Here is a 19,392-nt window from a genome sequence, read left to right as displayed (position 1 = left end):
AGCTTAATTAAATGACAATTCAAGTACAAGTTGTTAATTTTGCTTATGCAAACGGCCATCGGCACAGATATCAATATAGCTGCTGCTTTTTTAAAAGCAGGAGAACTGGTTGCCATACCTACGGAAACGGTTTATGGATTGGCCGGAAATGCAATGTCAGAAGAGAGTGTAGCAAAAATTTACGCTGCTAAAAATAGACCCAGCTTTAATCCTCTTATATTACATATTGCCAACATAGCTCAAATGCAGGAATATGCTTTTGTGGATGAAACTAGTTTACAATTAGCCCAATATTTTATGCCTGGTCCGCTCACTTTATTGTTGCCCAAAAAGCCAACTGTTCCAGATATTACCACTGCTGGTAGTAATAAAGTGGCTATTAGAATTCCCAATCAACCACTTGCCCTAGCACTATTAGCGCAACTTGATTTTCCATTGGCAGCTCCGAGTGCGAACCCTTCAGGCTATATTAGTCCAACCAATGCGAGTCATGTAATGGAAGGTTTACATGGAAAAATTCCCTATATATTAGATGGTGGTAACACAACGGTGGGATTGGAATCGACCATTTGCGAAGTGGCCAACAATATCATTATTTTACATAGAGCGGGAAGTGTAACTGCAGCAGAACTTTCAGCAATTAGCAACATGGAAGTCATAGATGCAGCAGCCTATCATGCACCCGTTTTATCTGACCATAGCACTGATAGTCCTGCAACACCAGGCCAATTGAAAAGCCATTATGCACCCCATACCCCTTTGTATATGGGCAATATTGCAGAACTAATTGAATCACATGCTGGCAAAAAAATAGCGGTCATCAGTTTTGATAACCGCTACGAAAATGTGGACAATTTTATATTGGCACCCGACCATCAATTAACGACTGCAGCCAGTAAACTTTTTGCAACCTTAAGATTAATTGATCAAAGTGATTATGATCTAATCCTATCTGAACAATTCCCTAATGAAGGGATTGGCATTGCCATCAACGACCGAATCAGTAGAGCACAGTTTATTTTAAAGCATTAATAATGGCTGCAAACTCATCTGCAATTAATGAAGCGCCTCCTACTAATCCACCGTCTACATCAGGTTGAGCAAACAACTCAACTGCATTGTTTGCTTTTACACTTCCACCATATAAAATAGAAATTTGATCGGCTGTTTCTTTCCCATAAACATGGGCTAATTCAGCACGAATAAATGCATGCATTTCTTGTGCTTGATCACTGCTGGCTGTTTTACCGGTTCCGATTGCCCAGATTGGCTCGTAAGCAATCACCACATTTACCAATTGTGCGGAGGTTAAATGAAATAAGGATTCTTTCAATTGTGCCGCTACATAAGCATTCTGTGTGCCGTCCTCTCTTATTTGTAATGGTTCTCCACAACAAAAAATTGGTGTGATATGATGGCTTAAACAGATATCAATTTTTTCTGCTAAAAATTGATTGCTCTCATTAAAATATTCTCTTCTTTCAGAGTGGCCTAATACCACATACTTTACACCAATTGAGTTGAGCATCTCCACAGAAGTTTCACCAGTATATGCACCACTTTTTTTACTGTAACAGTTTTGGGCAGCAACTGCTACCCTATTTTTATTACCTAATTTTTCTTGTGCCATCATTAAATACGGAGCTGGTACTGCAAATATGGCTAATTGATTTGCTTTTAATTCGTGCGGCTTACTTAATAAATCATTGATTAATTGTTCACCTTGTTGTACAGTCAAATTCATTTTCCAATTCGCTGCGGCTATTTGTTTTCTCATAATTACTTGTTATTAGTGAATATATATTGAAGTATATTTATTTCTGTTGTTGAAAGTTCCATCCCTTTTAAGCCTTTCCAATTATTAATGTCTTTGATGGCTGTATTTAAATCGTATTGTTTGCCTTTTACACCAAAACTAAAATGCGGAATATTATTGTGTAACAATCCTTCGCCAAATACATTGCAACTTACCCCAATCATGGATCCTGTATTTAAACTGGAATTAATGGCCACTCTTGAATAGTCGCCCATGATGACGCCACATTTTTGTCCAACAGCTACATAATCATTTAGCCCCATGCTGAATATTTTTATGGTACCAGCAGAGTTCTTTAAATTACTATTACTGCTACCTGCGCCTAAATTACACCATTCCCCAATGACGGCATCCCCTAAATAACCATCATGGGCTTTATTGGAATAACCCATCATTACCGCATTTTTAATTTCTCCTCCACCCATACAATAAGGTCCTAATGAAGTACCACCATATATTCGACTATTCATTTTAATCACCGAATTATACCCTATCCCAAATGGTCCTCTGATACAAGAACCTTCCATGATTTCTGCTTTGTGGCCTATATAAATAGGCCCTGTTGTGGCATTTAGTGTACAAAACTGCAGTTTAGCTCCTTCCTCAATAAAAATTTGATTCGCACCAATAATATTAACTGATGATGGCAAGGGCTGTGAAGTTCTATTAGCAGTGACTAATTCATAATCGCTTCTGATGATAGCGTCATTCATTTGCATAATTTCCCAAGGGAAACGAAATCTTAAAGCATGCTCAATTTTATTAGCCTGCGTAAAGTAAGCAGCAGTATTGGCTGGATCAAATTCATGAAAAGAAAAATTTGATTTACCTGCCACTAACCCAAACTCATCCATTAAACAATCTCCTATTCCCAATTGCTTTATTTGAGTAAGCAATAATTCGTTGGGCAGAACAGAAGCATCAATCCAAATGGTTTCTTCGGATATGCTAGCTTCATTTGTAATGTTTGGTACAGTATATAAATCCTGCAAATAGGGTGCGGTATGAATATAGGATACCTCATTCAACATCAGCTCCCATCGCTCTTTAACACTTAATAATCCAAAATAAAACTGTGCCACTGCTTTGGTAGTAGAAAGCGGTGCTAAAAGGTTCCTGTATGGTGGATCAAATAAAATAACAGCCATATACAAATGTAGCCGAAAACCTAATACAGTTTTCTTCGTAACTTGCGCATTCAAACTTTATAAATTTTCTCTTATGAGTATTGGTACATTTTCTTACCCTATGCCGGCCAACGAACCGGTTCTTCAATTTGCACCAGGAAGTCCTGAGAAAGCTGCGCTTAAAAAAGCATTGGCGGAAGCAAAGAAAAAACAGTTAGACATTCCTATGTATATTGGAGGGAAAGCGGTTAGAACGGATAAAAAAACAGCCATTCATCCCCCACACGAATTAGCACATGTGTTGGGTCATTTTAACGCAGGAGAAGAAAAACATGCTCATCTTGCTATTGCTTCTGCTTTGCAAGCCAAAGAAAAATGGGCTGCAATGAGTTGGGAAAATAGGGCACATATTTTTTTAAAAGCAGCTGATTTATTGGCTACTAAATACCGGTTTCAAATGTTGGCTGCAACCATGTTGGGCCAAAGTAAAAATGCTTTTCAAGCGGAAATTGATAGTACTTGTGAATTGATAGACTTCTTGCGTTTTAATGTTCACTTTTTAAGTGAAATTTATAAGCAACAGCCTATTTCTGCTCCAGGCATGCACAATCGTTTAGAGTGGAGACCTTTAGAAGGATTTGTATTGGCTGTAACTCCATTCAACTTTACTGCAATTGGTGGTAACCTTCCTACTTCTGCTGCTATGTGTGGCAATGTGGTAGTTTGGAAACCTGCAAATACCCAAATTTATTCTGCACAACTATTCATGCGCATTTTAAAAGAAGCTGGTTTACCTGATGGTGTAATCAACCTTATTTATGTGGATGGACCTACTATAGGTAAAGTTTGTTTTTCACATAGAGATTTTGCTGGTGTTCACTTCACAGGTTCTACTGGTGTATTCAACAATATGTGGAAAGTGATTGGAGAAAACATGGGCATGTACAAATCTTATCCAAGAATTGTAGGTGAAACAGGTGGTAAAGATTTTGTTGTTGCACATAAGTCTGCAGATGTAGATTCTGTAGTGACTGCATTGGCAAGAGGCGCTTTTGAATTCCAAGGACAAAAATGTTCTGCCGCTTCAAGAGCCTATATTCCGAGCAATTTAGCAGATGAAATTTTACGTAAACTAGTTGCTGCCATCAACACCATGAAAATGGGAACAGTGGAAGATTTCACCAATTTCATCAATGCAGTCATCGATGAAAAATCTTATACAAGCATTACCCGTTACATCACTAACGCAAAGAAAAATAAGAAAGTAAAAATCATTGCTGGTGGTAACTTCAGCAAGACCAAAGGTTATTTTATTGAACCAACGGTGATTGTAACCAAGGATCCTAAATCGGTTACCATGTGCGAAGAAATTTTTGGACCAGTGTTAACCATTTATGTTTACCCAGCTGAACAATTTGAGAAAACACTTAAATTGATTGATGGTACTTCTCCTTATGCTTTAACTGGTGCTATTCTTTCGCAGGATAGAGCTGCTGTTGAATTAGCTACCAATGAACTTAGAAATGCAGCTGGTAATTTCTATATTAACGATAAGCCAACCGGTGCGGTAGTTGGTCAACAACCATTTGGTGGAGCTAGGGCTTCTGGCACCAACGACAAAGCAGGTAGTGCGCTGAACCTTTACAGATGGCTTAGTGCAAGAACGATTAAAGAGACCTATAATCCTCCTGTACATTATGGATATCCATTTATGCAAGAAGCTTAAATAACAAAAAAAGTCCCGAAATCATTCGGGACTTTTTTTATACTTACACATTAATCTAAATTACTTAGGTAATACTACAGTATCAATTACGTGTACCACACCGTTACCTGCTTTTAAATCTGCAGCAACTACAGTTGCAACACCACCGTTTTCATCGGTTAATGTTACTTTACCATCTTTTAAAGTTACTGTCAATGAATTTCCTGCAACTGTTTTAACAACCGCTTTGCCTTTACCATCTTTGATGGCTTTGATTACTGCAGCAGCGTCTAGATTTCCTACAACAACATGATAAGTTAATACTTTAACTAAAGTTGCTTTATTTTCAGGCTTTAATAAATTAGCAACAGTTCCTGCCGGTAATTTATCAAATGCTGCATTCACTGGAGCAAATACAGTGAAAGGTCCAGCACTTTGTAAAGTTCCAACCAAATCAGCCGCTTTAACTGCAGCTACCAATGTAGAATGGTCTTTAGAACCAACTGCAATATCCACTACGGTGTTCTGTGCAGCCACGGTACCAAATAATCCCATTACTGCAATCATTGTCAAGGTTAAAATGCGCTTTTTCATAAATATTTTGTTTAATTTTTTATATCTAACTCCTAAACAAGAAAAAGGTTCATGCAATGACTCATATTTAAGGATGAACGGTAGCAATGTGGAGTCCTTTGGGCAGTAAAATTGATTTTGGTTGTACAAATAAAATACTAGGGATAATTGGTCTATAAATTAGTATTAAAATCAACTTTTACACATTTAGTCTTGTTAATAAAAAAAAGAAAAAAGTTATGGCGTATCCAAACCTGGTTCTTGTAGATGTATTAAGACAAACTGCCAAAAATTTAAAAGAAGGAGCTCATTACGCTTGGGGAAACCACGGAGCCTGTAATTGTGGAAATTTATTGCAAGTAGTAGCAAATGTAAGCAAAGAAGAAATTTTAACTTATGCTCACACTGGCTTTGGAGAATGGACAGAATTAGCAGAAGAATATTGCCCTGTAAGTAATACCCCAGTTAACCTAATGATTAAAAAGTTAACCGATATTGGTTTAACCCCATCTGATATTCATCACTTAGAATATTTAGACGACAAATCGGTTTTAGAAAGACTACCCGGCGGTTTCAAGTGGCTAAAGCGAAATGTTAGAGAAGACGTTGTTGTATATTTCGACACGTTCGCAGATATTCTAGAAGAAAAATACCTAAATAATATCAGCATACCCTACCCGCCAAAAGAAGTATTAGAACGTGAATATGCTGGGTAGGGAACTATCAAGGATAACCCCTATATTTGCCTTCAAATTTTTGAAAAGTGGCTACAAAGTTTTCTAAAGAAACCTACCTCTATTGGTATGAATTAATGCAGCTGATTCGTCAGTTTGAATTAAAATCAGAAGAAATGTATAAAATGGCAGGAAAAATCCGTGGGTTTTTCCATGCTTACATTGGCCAGGAAGCAATTGCTGCTGGTTGCATGACTGCTACTCAAGCAGATGACCCTTTTATTACCGCTTACCGCGATCACGGTTTAGCTTTAGCTAAAGGGGTATCAGCTAACGCCTGTATGGCAGAGTTATATGGTAAAGCAACTGGCTGTGCAAAGGGTAAAGGTGGAAGTATGCACTTCTTTAGTGTTGAACACAAATTTTTTGGCGGACATGGTATTGTGGGTGCACAAATTGGAACCGGAGCTGGTTTGGCATTTGCAGAAAAATACAAAGATACTGAAAACGTAGTACTCTGCTATTTTGGCGATGGTGCTGCTCGTCAGGGCATGTTGCATGAAACTTTTAACCTTGCAATGCTTTGGAAATTACCTGTAATTTTTATTTGCGAAAATAATAATTACGCAATGGGAACTTCTATTGAAAGAACCAGTAATGTAATTGATATTTATAAGTTAGCGGACGCTTATGAAATGCCTGCAGACAAGGTAGATGGTATGACTCCTGAAGCAGTTCATGATGCTGTAGCTAGAGCAGTTAAAAGAGCTAGAGAAGGGGATGGTCCTACTCTACTTGAAATGAAGACCTATCGCTATAAAGGCCATTCCGTGTCTGATCCCCAAAAATACAGGTCTAAAGAAGAAGTGGAAGAATATAAAGACCAAGACCCAATTACCAAAGTAGCCTCAACTATTTTAGAAAATGGATTTGCAACTCAGGCAGAAATAGACATTATTAATGCACGCATTAATGCCATAGTAGATGAATCTGTTAAATTTGCAGAGGAAAGCCCTTGGCCAGATGATAGCGAAGTATTGAAAGATGTTTACATCGATCAAAACTATCCATTTATTGTAGATTAATTTATCAAACGCATAATCAATTATAATGAGCGAAAAACAAGCGCCTGAAGTTGTATCTCAAGAGGCAGCAAATAAAGTAGAATCAAGTTTTGCAAAAATTCAAAAGCCACTCATTGGAGCTATTGTGGCCGTATTAGTATTAGGTGGAGGCTGGTTTGCTTACCAACAATATGTAGTGAAACCTAAGGAAGAAAAAGCGGCAGAAGCTTTATTTAAAGCAGAGCAATATTTTGCACTAGACTCTTCTAGATTGGTTTTGAACGGAGATGGACAAAACAAAGGAGTATTAAATGTAATTAGCAATTTTGGTGGAACTAAAGCCGCTAACCTAGCCCATTATTATGCAGGTATTAGTTATTTGAAATTAGGTGAGTTTGATAATGCAGTGAAACACCTTAAAGATTTTTCAACAGATGCTAAGCAAGTACAACTATTAGCAACTGGTTGTTTAGGTGACGCATATGCAGAACTTAATAAAAAAGAAGAAGCAATAGATGCTTACAAGAAAGCAGCGACTACTTTTGTAGAAGATGAAGCCAATTCTTCTGAATATTTATTCCGTGCTGCTTTATTGTTAGAAACCACTGGTAAAACAACTGAAGCTTTAGATTTATACAAAGAATTAAAAAATAAATTTCCGAAAACAGATAAAGGTTTTCAAGCCGATAAATATATTTATCGTTTGAGCATCGAAAAAAATGATTTAGCTGAATAATGGCCACAAAAGGAAATACATCATTAAACAAAGGCATCCCCACTCTGGAGGATGCCTTTGTTGTTATCATTAAAACAGAATGGAATAGTTCCATCATCAATGCTTTAGAGAGGGGTGCTAAAAAGGTATTAAAAGCCGCTTCCACTTCAACTAAAACAATGATTGTACCTGGTGCATTTGAATTACCCTTTGCGGTTAAACAACATTATACTTACAGCAAGCGTGTGCCAGATGCTTATATTGTGTTGGGGGCCGTTATTCAAGGAGATACACCTCATTTTGACTATGTGTGCAAAGGTGTTACCGACGGAATTATGCAATTAAATTTACAAATTGACGTACCGGTTATTTTTGGTGTATTAACTGTTTTAAATGAACAACAGGCAATTGAAAGAATCGGCGGTGTCCATGGTCATAAGGGGGAAGAAGCTGCAATAACTGCCCTAAAAATGATTCAATTGAATCGTTCCATTAAATAACAAAAAATGAACGTACACATATTTGTTCCTTGCTTTATAGATCAACTCTACCCTGATGTGGCATTTAATATGGTGAAAGTCTTAAAGAAAGCTGGTTGTACTGTTCATTACAATACTGCACAAACTTGCTGTGGTCAGCCTGCATTTAATGCTGGATTTCATGGAGAAGCAAAAGAAGTATGCACCAAATTTTTACAAGATTTTGAAGGAGCTGAATATATTGTTGCCCCTAGTGCAAGTTGCGTGGGGTTTGTAAAAAACTATTACAAACAATTATTTGAGAACTCTGCATATAAAACCCAAGCCGCCAAAACTGCCGAAAGAATTTATGAATTTTCTGATTTTCTAGTTAACATATTAGGATGTACCGATTTTGGTGCTGTACTTCATGAAAAAGCTACATATCATGACAGCTGCGCTGCATTGAGAGAATGTAAAATAAAGCAAGAACCGAGAATTTTATTGAGTAAAGTTGAGGGGCTTGAGTTAGTAGAAATGAATGATGTTGAAACCTGCTGTGGATTTGGAGGCACTTTTGCGGTAAAGTTTGAGCCTATTAGTATAGCAATGGGGAATCAAAAAATAAATAACGCTGCCGAAATAAGTGCATCTGTATTAATTAGTACAGATATGAGCTGCTTAATGCATATTGATGGTTGCGCAAAACATGAAGGTAAGCCAATGCGTATGATGCACTTGGCAGATGTGTTGGCTAGTGGGTGGTAGATATTAGCCTAACTCCCACTCAAAATCTAATTGTCGTTTTTCTAAATTGGCAGCTACTAAAGTAACAGTGACTCTATCTCCCATTTTAAATATTCGCCCACTCCTTCTTCCTACTAAACTGTATTCGGACTCTACTAATCTGAAATCATCAAAATCGCTGAGGCTAACAATACTTACTAATCCTTCACACTTGTGATCAACTGTTTCTACAAAGAAACCAAAACTAGTCACCCCACTTACCACACCTTCAAATGTTTCTCCAACATGTGATTGTAGAAACTCTACTTGCTTGTATTTATTCCCCGCCCTTTCGCATTCCATAGCCGCACGCTCCCGTTCACTGGTATGCTTACATTTTTCTGCCATTTTTTTATCAATCATTGGAGCCCCATCTAATACAGATTGTAATACACGATGAACCAACACATCTGGGTATCTTCTAATTGGCGATGTAAAATGACAATAATGCTCGAATGCTAATCCATAGTGACCAATATTTTCTGGTGTATAAATAGCTTTGGCCATGGTTCTAATGCCCAATTGTTCTAATACATGTTGTTCTGGTTTCCCATGTGCATCGGCCAACATACCATTAAAACTATGTGCAATGGCTTGAGGAGTAGAAATATCAAAACGATGCCCATATCTTTTGGCATACTGTATAAATGGCGCTAGTTTTTCCTCATCTGGTTGATCATGTACGCGATACGGGAAAGGAATGGGCTTTTTGTTTACATGTTGCTTGGCAATATTTTCTGCAACAGTTCGATTAGCCAATAACATGAACTCTTCAATTAATTGATGCGATTCTTTGCTTTCTTTTACAACAATTCCTATGGGTACTCCTTTTTCATCTAATTGGAAGCGTACTTCTTGAGAAGAAAAGTTGATGGCCCCTTTGCTGAATCTTTTCTTTCTTAATTTTTGTGCAATATTGTTGAGTAATAAAATTTCATCCTTATGCAACCCATCTTTAGTTTCAATAATTTGCTGAACATCTTCGTATGTGTAACGATGGTCAGAATGAATCACTGTTCTTCCTAACCAATATTGTTTTACATCACCATTTTCATTTGTTTGAAATATTGCAGAGAAGGTAAGTTTATCTTCATGAGGTCGTAAGGAGCAAAGTTCATTTGAAATATGTTCAGGTAACATTGGATTTACTCTATCAGGCAAGTACACTGAAGTTGCTCTTCTATATGCTTCCGCATCTAATGCAGCGTCTGGTAACACATAATGACTAACATCTGCAATATGCACACCAATTTCATATTTATTGTCTCCTAGTTTTCTGACAGAAATGGCATCATCAAAGTCTTTTGCATCAACCGGGTCAATGGTAAAAGTAAGCAAGGATCTACAATCCCTTCTTTTGGCTATTTCTGCCTCATCAATGATATCTACTAATCTTGCTGCTTCTTCGAGCACTTCCTCAGAAAAACTGAGTGGAAACCCGGCTTCTGCCAAGATTTCTTTCATTGCCGCATCATTAACGTCATCTGGAGCCATCACACTAATTACTTCTCCAACTGGCTTTTTATCTTCTTTCTCCCAACGAACCAGCTTGACCAATACTTTATCTCTATGCTTTGCTCCATTGATGGATTGCATTGGAATATATAAGTCTGGCATTGGTTTGTCAGAATCAGGCACAAAAAAAGCATGATGCGCTGATACCTGAATTCTACCTATAAACTCAGTTTGTTTCCGTTCTACCACTTCGGTAATCTTCCCCTCTTTTTTACCAGTCCGCATATTCTCCCGAATAACTTTGACTCTTACTGTATCTCCATTTAGAGCAGTACCAAAATCATTGGGCTTCACCAATACATCTCCTGATTTATCATCAATTAACACATATCCCATACCAGAACGAGTCACTTCTAGTTTCCCTTTCAAGGTTTGAACTGTAATGGTTTTTGCTTTTTGTTTTTGCTTAGACTTGGGCTTTTTGGTGCTCATGAGGTTGGATTGAAATTAAAATCTTGAATGAATTTAATCAGCAATTCATTAAAATGCCAAGATTCATCAAAAAGGATTCGGTGTCTTATAGGGATTACAAAAAAAGGAAGACCTCTTAATTCATCTTTGAATTTGATTAGCCTTACGGCATCTTTTTCTGTTGTAATAAATAATTTTCTATCAACTGCAATATCATCAAACTTTTGTTTCATTTCTTTTAAGTCGTCTATCGAGAAGATATGATGATCTGGATAATCTTGTTGGTAATAAGTAGTGGCTTTTTGTAATAAATAATCTTTAAGTGGCTTAGGATTAGCAATTCCACATACCAACATCACTTCATCTATAGAGTGAATTGCATATTGAATACTACTATCGCAAATATGATAAGGTATTCCATACTCGATGCAGGTGAAAAATACCTTCTGTGAAGGCATGGGTTTTAACTCTCGCAAAATGGTCGACTTCATTTGTTCGTCCATGTCAGGAGGACATTTTGTTACAATAATTACTTGGGCTCTTTTTGCGGATGCCCACTCATCTCTTAAATCTCCAGTGGGTAAAAAAAAGTCACTGGTGTATAAATTACTGTATTCAGTCAATAATATATTGAAGCCAGCACGCACTGTTCTGTGCTGAAATGCATCGTCTAATATAATGGCTTGTAGTTCTGGATGATCTTGTAATAAGTGAGGGATTGCAACGATTCTTTCTTCTCCAACGGCTACTGCAACTTTAGGAAACTTCAATGCAAATTGCATGGGTTCATCTCCTATTTCCAAAGCAGTTGTTTGCTCATTTGCCAGTGCATAACCCTTGGTTTTCCTTTTATATCCTCTACTTAAAGTAGCCATTTTAAATCTAGGACTTAAGAGTTCCAATAAGTATTCTACCATGGGAGACTTTCCAGTTCCCCCAACGGCTAAATTACCCACACAAATAATGGGAAAATTAAATGCAGCAGATTTCAAAACGTCCTTATCAAACAATCTATTGCGGATAATAATAATTAAGCCATATAGCGCTGCCAATGGCAGCAACAATACGCGAAATGATTTTAAAAAAATGGTATTAAAATTCATAAATACGCTTAGGGGTAACACCTAGGTGTAAAGGTATATCAAATTCATGGGTGTCGCTGATAAGGGGAATTGGATCAAAGTAAGAAAATCCAATTAAAGCGGTATGCTCCGCTTTATTAGCTAAAAATCGATCATAAAAACCTTTCCCAAACCCCACCCGATAGCCAGATTCATCAAAAACTAATAAGGGCACCAAAATTAAATCAATAGATTCTAACGGTATTGCTTCTCCTTCTTTTGGTTCTGTAATACCCCAATGATTAGTTGCATAAACGGTATCCTCATTCACCAGAATAGCCTCCATTTGAACAGTATCTTTAATAACGGGGTAAGACAATTGTAAATTTGGTATAATATGCCTTAAGTAGCCATTAAATAGATGCGTATTAGGTTCTGCTTTGTTTAGCATTGGCCAATAAGTCAAAACGGTTTGAATTCCTTCAAAATTGATTTGCTGAAATTGTATTAATAATAAATCATCCAATTTTAACCGTTCTGCTCCGTGTAATTCATTTCTTTTGTTAAGATAGTGGGCTCTTAATTCTGCTTTCAGCATATCCTTTTTTGTGTGCTTGTGGAAAAACTTGGATGCAATTTACCAAATAGCCAATCAATTTGATATTTTTATGTAAATCCATTATTTCTATTAAACATGAAAAAAATATTTCTCGCCTATATATTACTTTCTATTTGCTTGAATAGTTTTTCGCAAGATGCTAATTTAATCATTCCAAAACCTGCTTCTATTAGTTACCCCCATAGCACTGAACCTTTTGTATTAAAAAATAAATTAAACATTTTTTACGAAGACCCCTATCTAGCACAAGCAGTATATTTAAAAGAGAATATAGCTAAACAAACAGGGATTGAACTTGAAGTCCTAAAAAATGCAGGAACAAATGAACCGAGTAAAATCGGTATTTACCTTGTTCCCAAATCATCCTCAAATTATACCCCTGAAAAATATGAGCTAAATATAAATAAGCAAAACATCGTCATTGAATTCTACGATTTGCGGGGACTGATTAATGGCATTCAAAGTTTATTGCAATTAATACCAATTGGTCAATTTAAATCTGCAAATATTTCCCCAGTTCATATAGAAGATCAACCAAGATTTTCATACAGAGGAATGCATTTAGATGTAGTAAGACATATTTTTCCGATTAGTTACATTAAAAAATACATTGACTATTTGGCATTTCACAAATTCAATACTTTCCATTGGCACCTAACAGACGACCAAGGATGGAGAATTGAAATGGACGCTTATCCTAAACTGAACACTATTGGATCTTACAGGAATGAAACTTTAATAGGTCATTTTAAAGATAGCCCAGCCCAATATGATGGAGTTCGATATGGTGGATACTATACCAAATCTGAAATAAAAGATATTGTACAATACGCAGCCATCAGGGCTATTACCGTAATACCTGAAATAGATATACCTGGGCATAGCCGAGCGGCCATTGCAGCTTATCCTGAACTTAGTACTAAACCAGATACTATTTGGAATGTTGCTACTACTTGGGGAATGTACAATAGACAAAACAATGTTTTAGCTCCCAGACCTGCAACTTTTCGATTTTTAGAAACAGTATTTGATGAAGTAGCTGCTCTTTTCCCATCTCCTTATATACATGTTGGTGGCGATGAATGTAGTAAGATATGGTGGAAGCAAGATCCGGCAACACAGGCTTTCATGAAAGAAAAAGGATTGAAAAACGAAACCGCTTTACAAACCTATTTTATTGAATTCATTGCTAATCATCTTAAAACAAAAGGCAAACAAACCATTGGTTGGCATGAAATAAACGAAGGAGATTTAGACACTTCAACCATTGTAATGAATTGGGGTACCGAAAAGCAGGCAATTGAAGCAGCTAGTAAAGGATTCAAAGTAATTAATACGCCAGGCAAACCTTTCTATTTTGATCACTATCAATCTCAAGATCCCAAAGATAGTTTAGCGATTCATGGTTACAATCCACTAGAAGCAGTCTACAATTATAACACTATACCAACTGCCATTATTCAAAAAGGTTTAAGTAATAAAATTATTGGAGGTCAAGCAAATGTTTGGACTGAATATATGGGCAATGAGAAAAAAGTGGACTATATGATATTCCCTAGAATGACTGCCTTAAGTGAAACCCTTTGGAGTAATTCTGAAAAAAAGAACTACGCAGACTTTTTAAAAAGGATTGAGAGAACAGCCATTCCAAGATATCAATTTTGGAATAGTAGTTGGTTTAAAGACTATGTTAAATGGGACTTAAGCAAATCGGCTAAATAAAAAATCCGCTGAGCATTGAGTCCTGCACAGCGGATTTTAATAAGTTTACTGCAACTAGAATTGTGATTTAAAATTTCTATTTGCAGACTTCATTTCTCTGTGAATCTTCCAAAGATCAACTGCACGAAATGCTTTCTTTTTTTCTTCTCTGTTTTGAACAAACATGTCTGTTGCCAAAGTTTCTCTTACTTCTTGTACTAATTCGTTTAAATGCGCCTTATCCATCTGTACGATAGAAGGCATAACTTCACCTTTCATTGTATTACTATTTTAATTTTTTACAAATGTTTTTGAGCAGGGTAGGAAAATTGTCGTAATCGTTAGAATAGAATGGCCTTCTATTTGTCTACCTGTATATTTGATTCTTAATCGTTGCTCAATTCCGCCGCAAATGTACGACGACTAAGCACAGTAAAAAAATTAAACTGTAAAATAAAAGTTAATATACCATATGGCCTTTTATAAAATCGCTCACTAAGTAGCTAATTAATTTGCCCGTTCCTGGGTCTTTCTCGCCAGTTGATAATTGTACTGCACCCTCTGAAATATGTAAGTAAGCTGCCTTGGTATCAGCAGCTGTATATTGCATATACTGCCTCGCTTGCATAGGCGTTATACCTATTTTAGCATGAGCGCTAGACAAAGTATCAGCTATAGCATCCATATCTAATTCGATACCGCATAATGTATCATCAGTGAATGATGTTGCATGTGCTACTGCTTGAATAAAAGTTCTTTTTTCATGCACAAATATGTCTTCATAAGTAATGCAATCGATGAATGGGTTATTGACCATATCCATCCATACGTTTTGAGGAATATAATTTTCGTGCAACCCAATTACACAGTATTTTTCTAGATATCCATCTTCTTCAGCATAAGTAAACCCATTTCCACTATGCCTTCCTTCCATTGGTCTAAAATCGGCATGCGCATCTAAATTAATCGCATTTATTTGTGCAATGGGGATTACGCCAGCTTTATAAAAACCTTTTGCCGCTCCCTTTATGCATGGATATGCATTATTATGACCTCCGCCAATAACAATGGGTATTTTTTTATTTTGCGTAATCAAGTGTATTAGCTGCTCTACCGCATCATCAATGGTATTTACTGCATGTCGATATGCAGCCATTTTCTCTTCTTCATTAAAAGCGTTTTGATCTATCAATTCTGCGATGGCGGAAAAATCAAAATGTCCTAATACCATTAGATTACTGCCTTCTAAAAAATCATTGCTTTGGATATTTAAAAAAGCTTTTATAAATGCCAACCAAGCACTATCAGTTCCTCCTATTCCTCCATTGGCTTTTACGCCAATATCTTCGGGTATACCAAGTATAATATAATTGGCAGGACTTGTTTGCAAGCTAGCTTCGATATTTGATGGATTTGCTATCACCTGCACCCGCTCACCTAACTTGGTTTCAAAACGGCGAATTTTTGTAACAGATAGTATATCCTGTTTATTATAAAACTTAAAATGGTGCATGGTCAAAAGTTTAATTGATCAATTCTGTTACTTAAATATAATTAAATAAACTGACCATTAATCATAACCTTTTTAATCAAATTACTCCCAAAAGCATAAGGCATATAGGCCAATGAAGGAATGGGGTGTGTGAAAATTAAATTGGCCCGCTTACCAATGGTGACACTACCTACTTCATTTGCTAATTCCATAGCAAAAGCACCATTGATTGTTGCTGCGTTGATGGCTTCTTCTGGTAACATCTTCATTTGTATGCAACTAAGCGCAACCACAAAATTCATATTTCCACTTGGACTAGAGCCTGGATTAAAATCTGATGCAAGTGCCAAAGCTGTATTTGCATTGATTAGTGTTCTTGCTGGCTGGTAAGGCATTCTTAGAAAAAAAGCTGCTGTTGGTAGTAAAGTACCAATCGTATTCGATTGGCATAATGCGTTGATTGCTGAATCATTCATGGTTTCAAGATGATCAACAGAAATAGCACCCAATTTTACCCCTAGCTCTACCCCACCCGACGCATTTAATTGATTCGCATGAATTTTGGGTTTTAGTCCATATGCTATACCAGCTTCACAAATTCGCTGGGCTTCAGCTACGCTAAAAAATCCCTCTTCGCAAAAAACATCTATATAGTCTGCCAGTTGCTCTTTTGCAATGATCGGTAACATTTCATCGATTATTTGATTAATGTAACCATCGTGATTTTCCCTAAATTCCAAAGGATATGTATGCGCACCTAAAAAACTTGCTTTCACCGGAATAGGAGCAGTTTCCTTTATGCGTTTAATAACGCGCAGCATTTTCAATTCGTTTTCTGTATTAAGCCCATATCCGCTTTTGATTTCAATAGCACCTGTTCCCAGTTTCATCAACTCGTTCAATCTTGTCATTGCTTGCAAATACAATTCGGATTCGGTTGATTGGGCTATTTTTCTTGCAGAATTTAGTATTCCACCCCCTTTTGCTGCAATTTCAGCATAGGTTAGCCCATTAATTTTATGAACAAACTCATCTTCTCTGCTTGCTGCAAAAACCAAATGTGTATGGCTGTCGCACCAACAAGGAAGAACCGATGAACCGGCGGCATCAATCACTTCAGCCCCAGACAGATGATCAACAGTTAATTCATGCATAGTGCCATATGCTTGAATAATCCCATTTTCAACTACTATAAATGCATTTTCGATGATTGGAAGTTGCGAAAGTGCTGCCCCCCTTACAACTATTGAATTGGTTCTGGTGTTAACCAAATGTTTGATATGTTGTATGACCCTTTTCATTGCCGAAAATTAGTTTAATTTAATGTATGATTGCTACTTTAAGTATAGTTAGGTACCCCAGTTATTTGGGTTGGGCTGGTTTTTTATCAATGGCTTTATTTAGACTTCCGCTTTGGCTTAGCAGTAAAATTCATTTCTACAAACTAATGGGTTGTGGCCGCAATGGCACTTTCGACAAAACACCTGATTGGAGACAATGGGCTTTATTAAGTATAAGCGAAACAGCTAATGCCGGCTTTAGACCAACCTTTGTTAAAGCATGGTGGAAATTATTTGGTGTAGAAATATGGGAGCTACAACTTGAGCCGATTGAAGGACATGGTACTTGGGATGGCAAAGAAGTATTCGGTTCTTTACCCAAACAAACTAACTATGAAGGCCCAATTGGGATTCTAACCAGGGCAACCATTAGACTTTCACAATTAGGCCGTTTTTGGTCTCATGTAGATGCAATTGCTAATCAAATGGCCAGCGCAGAGGGATTCGTTACTTCGGTAGGAATTGGAGAAGTGCCGTGGATAAAACAAGCTACATTTAGTATTTGGGAGAGCAAAGAACAAATGAGACAATTTGCTTATAAGATGAAAGAACATGCTGAAGTAGTGAAGAAAACCCATCAAGAGAAATGGTATACGGAAGATATGTTTGTTCGTTTTAAACCCTTGAAATCGTCTGGCAGTTTAAATGGGAAATTGCCATTTGAAATAAAATTGTAATTTGCATTTAGTGAACCATTGTTCTACCATATCTTTTTTAACATCCCATTTTGCTTGGATGTACAGGGGCTTGAACCCAATGCCCGATCATTGACGCGCGTTTATTTATCTTAAGAGTTCGTTTATTATAATTTAAATAGACTACTAAATCATGTCTATTGCTTTGAGTAAATTATCATTACGCAAAGTATCTAACTATTATTAAGCATTTATAAAACATCATATGAAAGTTTCTGTTACTTCCGAAATTGGCACCCTAAAACGATTATTGGTACATAGTCCTGATAGTGGATTAGGAAAAGTAGTTCCATCAAAAGCCCAAGATTGGCTTTTTGAAGACATTGTACATTTAGACACCATTAGAAAAGATGAGTACGATTATTACACTAAAATTTTACTCTATTTCTTAGATCCAGAAAAAATAAAGGGGAAATTAAGCGAGATAGATCATGTTCAAAATAATCGTGGTTTTTATAAACCAGAACACAGCGGTTTTTATAAATCAGATAAAGTAATTGAACTACAATGGCTTTTATCTGAACTACTTGAAAATAAAGATATCAAAACAAAATTGGTGTCCTCTGTTTGTGCAATTGAAGGATGTACTTATCAAATTCAAAATGAACTGTTGAATTACGAACCAACTGAATTGGCAAAAACCCTTATCTCTGGAACTTCACAAGAAAGACAACTTTTATTTGCGCCAATTCCCAACTTTATTTTCACACGAGATATTGGAATAACCATTAAGGACCATGTGTTATTAAATAAGCCCGCAAAGAAAGCTAGAACTAGAGAAGCTTTGTTGGCAAAATATATTTTCTTTAACCATCCTTTATTTGCAGACTATACAAAGAAAATAATCGAATTATCCGATTCGCATCATAGCTTTTTATTACCAAAAGAAGACGATGAAAGAAAAATCACTTTAGAGGGTGGGGATATCATGGTTGTGAGTGAGCATCATATTCTGGTGGGTGTAAGTGAAAGAACTTCATCAGAAGCTGCTGTTAAAATAACACAAACCCTTTTTGAAATGGGATTGATGGACAAAGTTACCATCGTAAAAATTCCTAAGAAAAGAGATTACATGCATATAGACACTGTTTTTACACAAGTAAAAAGAGATGTATGGGTCATGTTAGGAAACTTCTCTAGAAAAGCGGTGAAGCATGAAGACGAATCTGCAGTAGAAAGAATTCTTGAAATTAAAAAGGAAGAAAAGATTAAAATTTTACAATTTCATAGAAGTAATCCCGAAAATCCTATTTCATTTGAAAGCTTAGAAGACTTATTGGTAGATATTAGTAAAACGGATTTAAAATGTACCAATGAAGTACGGTTTATTTTTTCTGGAAACAACGAATTCCCCTACAGTGCAAGAGAACAATGGACAGACTCTTGTAATTTATTAGCCTTAAAAGAAGGGGTTGTTTTGGGTTACGATAGAAATGATAAAACCACCGAAGCATTCAGAAATGCGGGTTTTACTATTATTGGAGTAAAAGAATTATTACAAAAATTAGAGGATGGCAGTATCAGTACCGACCAAATAAAAGATACTTTTATTTTAATGCCATCTGCTGAATTATCTAGAGCAAGAGGTGGATTTCATTGCATGAGTATGCCACTCTGGAGAGAACCAATTAATTAAATCA

General features: G+C 36.5%; 19 protein-coding genes. 10 read left to right on the top strand and 9 right to left on the bottom strand.

Translation table 11 applies throughout. From position 1 onward, the window contains the following. Nucleotides 1-45: 45 nt before the first annotated feature. Entirely contained in the window at nt 46-1,032 is a 987-nt protein-coding gene (locus ACTIEI_RS12100) for an L-threonylcarbamoyladenylate synthase (RefSeq protein WP_439506553.1), read from the top strand. Here ACTIEI_RS12100 and tpiA read toward each other — a convergent pair. Further along, nucleotides 1,016-1,777, bottom strand: coding sequence for a triose-phosphate isomerase (gene tpiA, locus ACTIEI_RS12095; RefSeq protein WP_439506552.1), 762 nt, complete (start codon nt 1,775-1,777; stop codon nt 1,016-1,018). The two genes, ACTIEI_RS12100 and tpiA, sit on opposite strands and share 17 nt — an antisense overlap. A gap of 2 nt (nt 1,778-1,779) precedes the next feature. Continuing rightward, nucleotides 1,780-2,964, bottom strand: coding sequence for a putative sugar nucleotidyl transferase (locus ACTIEI_RS12090; RefSeq protein ID WP_439506551.1), 1,185 nt, complete (start codon nt 2,962-2,964; stop codon nt 1,780-1,782). A 73-nt stretch (nt 2,965-3,037) separates the two neighbouring features. On the opposite strand from ACTIEI_RS12090, the gene pruA reads away from it, so the two are divergent. Next, nucleotides 3,038-4,669, top strand: coding sequence for an L-glutamate gamma-semialdehyde dehydrogenase (pruA, locus tag ACTIEI_RS12085; protein WP_439506550.1), 1,632 nt, complete (start codon nt 3,038-3,040; stop codon nt 4,667-4,669). Nucleotides 4,670-4,729: 60 nt separating this feature from the next. On the opposite strand, the gene ACTIEI_RS12080 is transcribed toward pruA, so the two are convergent. Further along, entirely contained in the window at nt 4,730-5,242 is a 513-nt protein-coding gene (locus ACTIEI_RS12080) for a fasciclin domain-containing protein (protein ID WP_439506549.1), read from the bottom strand. Nucleotides 5,243-5,460: 218 nt separating this feature from the next. On the opposite strand from ACTIEI_RS12080, the gene ACTIEI_RS12075 reads away from it, so the two are divergent. From ACTIEI_RS12075 to ACTIEI_RS12055, 5 genes are read left to right on the top strand one after another with little or no spacing between them, the layout of a single operon-like run. Beyond that, nucleotides 5,461-5,937 carry a hypothetical protein gene (locus ACTIEI_RS12075; RefSeq protein ID WP_439506548.1) on the top strand — a complete coding sequence of 159 codons (477 nt, stop codon included), beginning with the start codon at nt 5,461-5,463 and terminating at the stop codon, nt 5,935-5,937. A 47-nt stretch (nt 5,938-5,984) separates the two neighbouring features. After that, complete coding sequence (gene pdhA, locus ACTIEI_RS12070; RefSeq protein ID WP_439506547.1) at nt 5,985-6,980, top strand: pyruvate dehydrogenase (acetyl-transferring) E1 component subunit alpha; 996 nt, start codon at nt 5,985-5,987, stop codon at nt 6,978-6,980. A 25-nt stretch (nt 6,981-7,005) separates the two neighbouring features. Then, nucleotides 7,006-7,695 carry a tetratricopeptide repeat protein gene (locus ACTIEI_RS12065; protein ID WP_439506546.1) on the top strand — a complete coding sequence of 230 codons (690 nt, stop codon included), beginning with the start codon at nt 7,006-7,008 and terminating at the stop codon, nt 7,693-7,695. Next, nucleotides 7,695-8,174, top strand: a complete 480-nt coding sequence (gene ribH, locus ACTIEI_RS12060; RefSeq protein WP_439506545.1) for a 6,7-dimethyl-8-ribityllumazine synthase — start codon at nt 7,695-7,697, stop codon at nt 8,172-8,174. The genes ACTIEI_RS12065 and ribH overlap by 1 nt, the downstream gene beginning before the upstream one ends. A gap of 6 nt (nt 8,175-8,180) precedes the next feature. Beyond that, nucleotides 8,181-8,900 (top strand): (Fe-S)-binding protein, encoded by a 720-nt coding sequence (locus tag ACTIEI_RS12055; RefSeq protein ID WP_439506544.1) that lies wholly within the window; start codon nt 8,181-8,183, stop codon nt 8,898-8,900. Nucleotides 8,901-8,903: 3 nt separating this feature from the next. On the opposite strand, the gene rnr is transcribed toward ACTIEI_RS12055, so the two are convergent. The 3 genes from rnr to ACTIEI_RS12040 are packed head-to-tail and all read right to left on the bottom strand — an operon-like array spanning nt 8,904 to nt 12,503. Then, nucleotides 8,904-10,865 (bottom strand): ribonuclease R, encoded by a 1,962-nt coding sequence (gene rnr, locus ACTIEI_RS12050; RefSeq protein ID WP_439506543.1) that lies wholly within the window; start codon nt 10,863-10,865, stop codon nt 8,904-8,906. Continuing rightward, on the bottom strand, nt 10,862-11,947 hold the full coding sequence (lpxK, locus tag ACTIEI_RS12045) for a tetraacyldisaccharide 4'-kinase (RefSeq protein ID WP_439506542.1): 1,086 nt from the start codon (nt 11,945-11,947) through the stop codon (nt 10,862-10,864). Before lpxK ends, rnr begins: the two co-directional genes overlap by 4 nt. Continuing rightward, nucleotides 11,937-12,503 carry a 5-formyltetrahydrofolate cyclo-ligase gene (locus tag ACTIEI_RS12040; protein ID WP_439506541.1) on the bottom strand — a complete coding sequence of 189 codons (567 nt, stop codon included), beginning with the start codon at nt 12,501-12,503 and terminating at the stop codon, nt 11,937-11,939. Before ACTIEI_RS12040 ends, lpxK begins: the two co-directional genes overlap by 11 nt. 96 nt (nt 12,504-12,599) lie before the next feature. Between ACTIEI_RS12040 and ACTIEI_RS12035 the strand changes: the two genes are divergently transcribed. Next, complete coding sequence (locus tag ACTIEI_RS12035; RefSeq protein ID WP_439506540.1) at nt 12,600-14,246, top strand: beta-N-acetylhexosaminidase; 1,647 nt, start codon at nt 12,600-12,602, stop codon at nt 14,244-14,246. Between the two features lie 54 nt (nt 14,247-14,300). Here ACTIEI_RS12035 and ACTIEI_RS12030 read toward each other — a convergent pair whose 3' ends face one another. The 3 genes from ACTIEI_RS12030 to hutI form a co-directional block, all read right to left on the bottom strand. After that, entirely contained in the window at nt 14,301-14,504 is a 204-nt protein-coding gene (locus ACTIEI_RS12030) for a hypothetical protein (protein WP_439506539.1), read from the bottom strand. 181 nt (nt 14,505-14,685) lie between these two features. Continuing rightward, on the bottom strand, nt 14,686-15,738 hold the full coding sequence (locus tag ACTIEI_RS12025; RefSeq protein ID WP_439506538.1) for a formimidoylglutamase: 1,053 nt from the start codon (nt 15,736-15,738) through the stop codon (nt 14,686-14,688). A gap of 41 nt (nt 15,739-15,779) precedes the next feature. Then, entirely contained in the window at nt 15,780-17,018 is a 1,239-nt protein-coding gene (hutI, locus tag ACTIEI_RS12020) for an imidazolonepropionase (RefSeq protein ID WP_439506537.1), read from the bottom strand. Nucleotides 17,019-17,044: 26 nt separating this feature from the next. Here hutI and ACTIEI_RS12015 point away from each other — a divergent pair, with 26 nt between their 5' ends. Then, nucleotides 17,045-17,734 (top strand): spheroidene monooxygenase, encoded by a 690-nt coding sequence (locus ACTIEI_RS12015; protein ID WP_439506536.1) that lies wholly within the window; start codon nt 17,045-17,047, stop codon nt 17,732-17,734. Nucleotides 17,735-17,957: 223 nt separating this feature from the next. Next, a complete protein-coding gene (locus tag ACTIEI_RS12010) occupies nt 17,958-19,388 on the top strand; it encodes an arginine deiminase family protein (RefSeq protein ID WP_439506535.1) in 1,431 nt (476 codons plus the stop codon). Nucleotides 19,389-19,392 lie beyond the last annotated feature (4 nt).

The sequence above is a fragment of the Sediminibacterium sp. genome, from assembly GCF_051860225.1.
GTDB lineage: Bacteria > Bacteroidota > Bacteroidia > Chitinophagales > Chitinophagaceae > Sediminibacterium.
The sequence above is the reverse complement of the archived record's forward strand: the minus strand, read 5'-3'. Positions and strand labels throughout refer to the sequence as shown.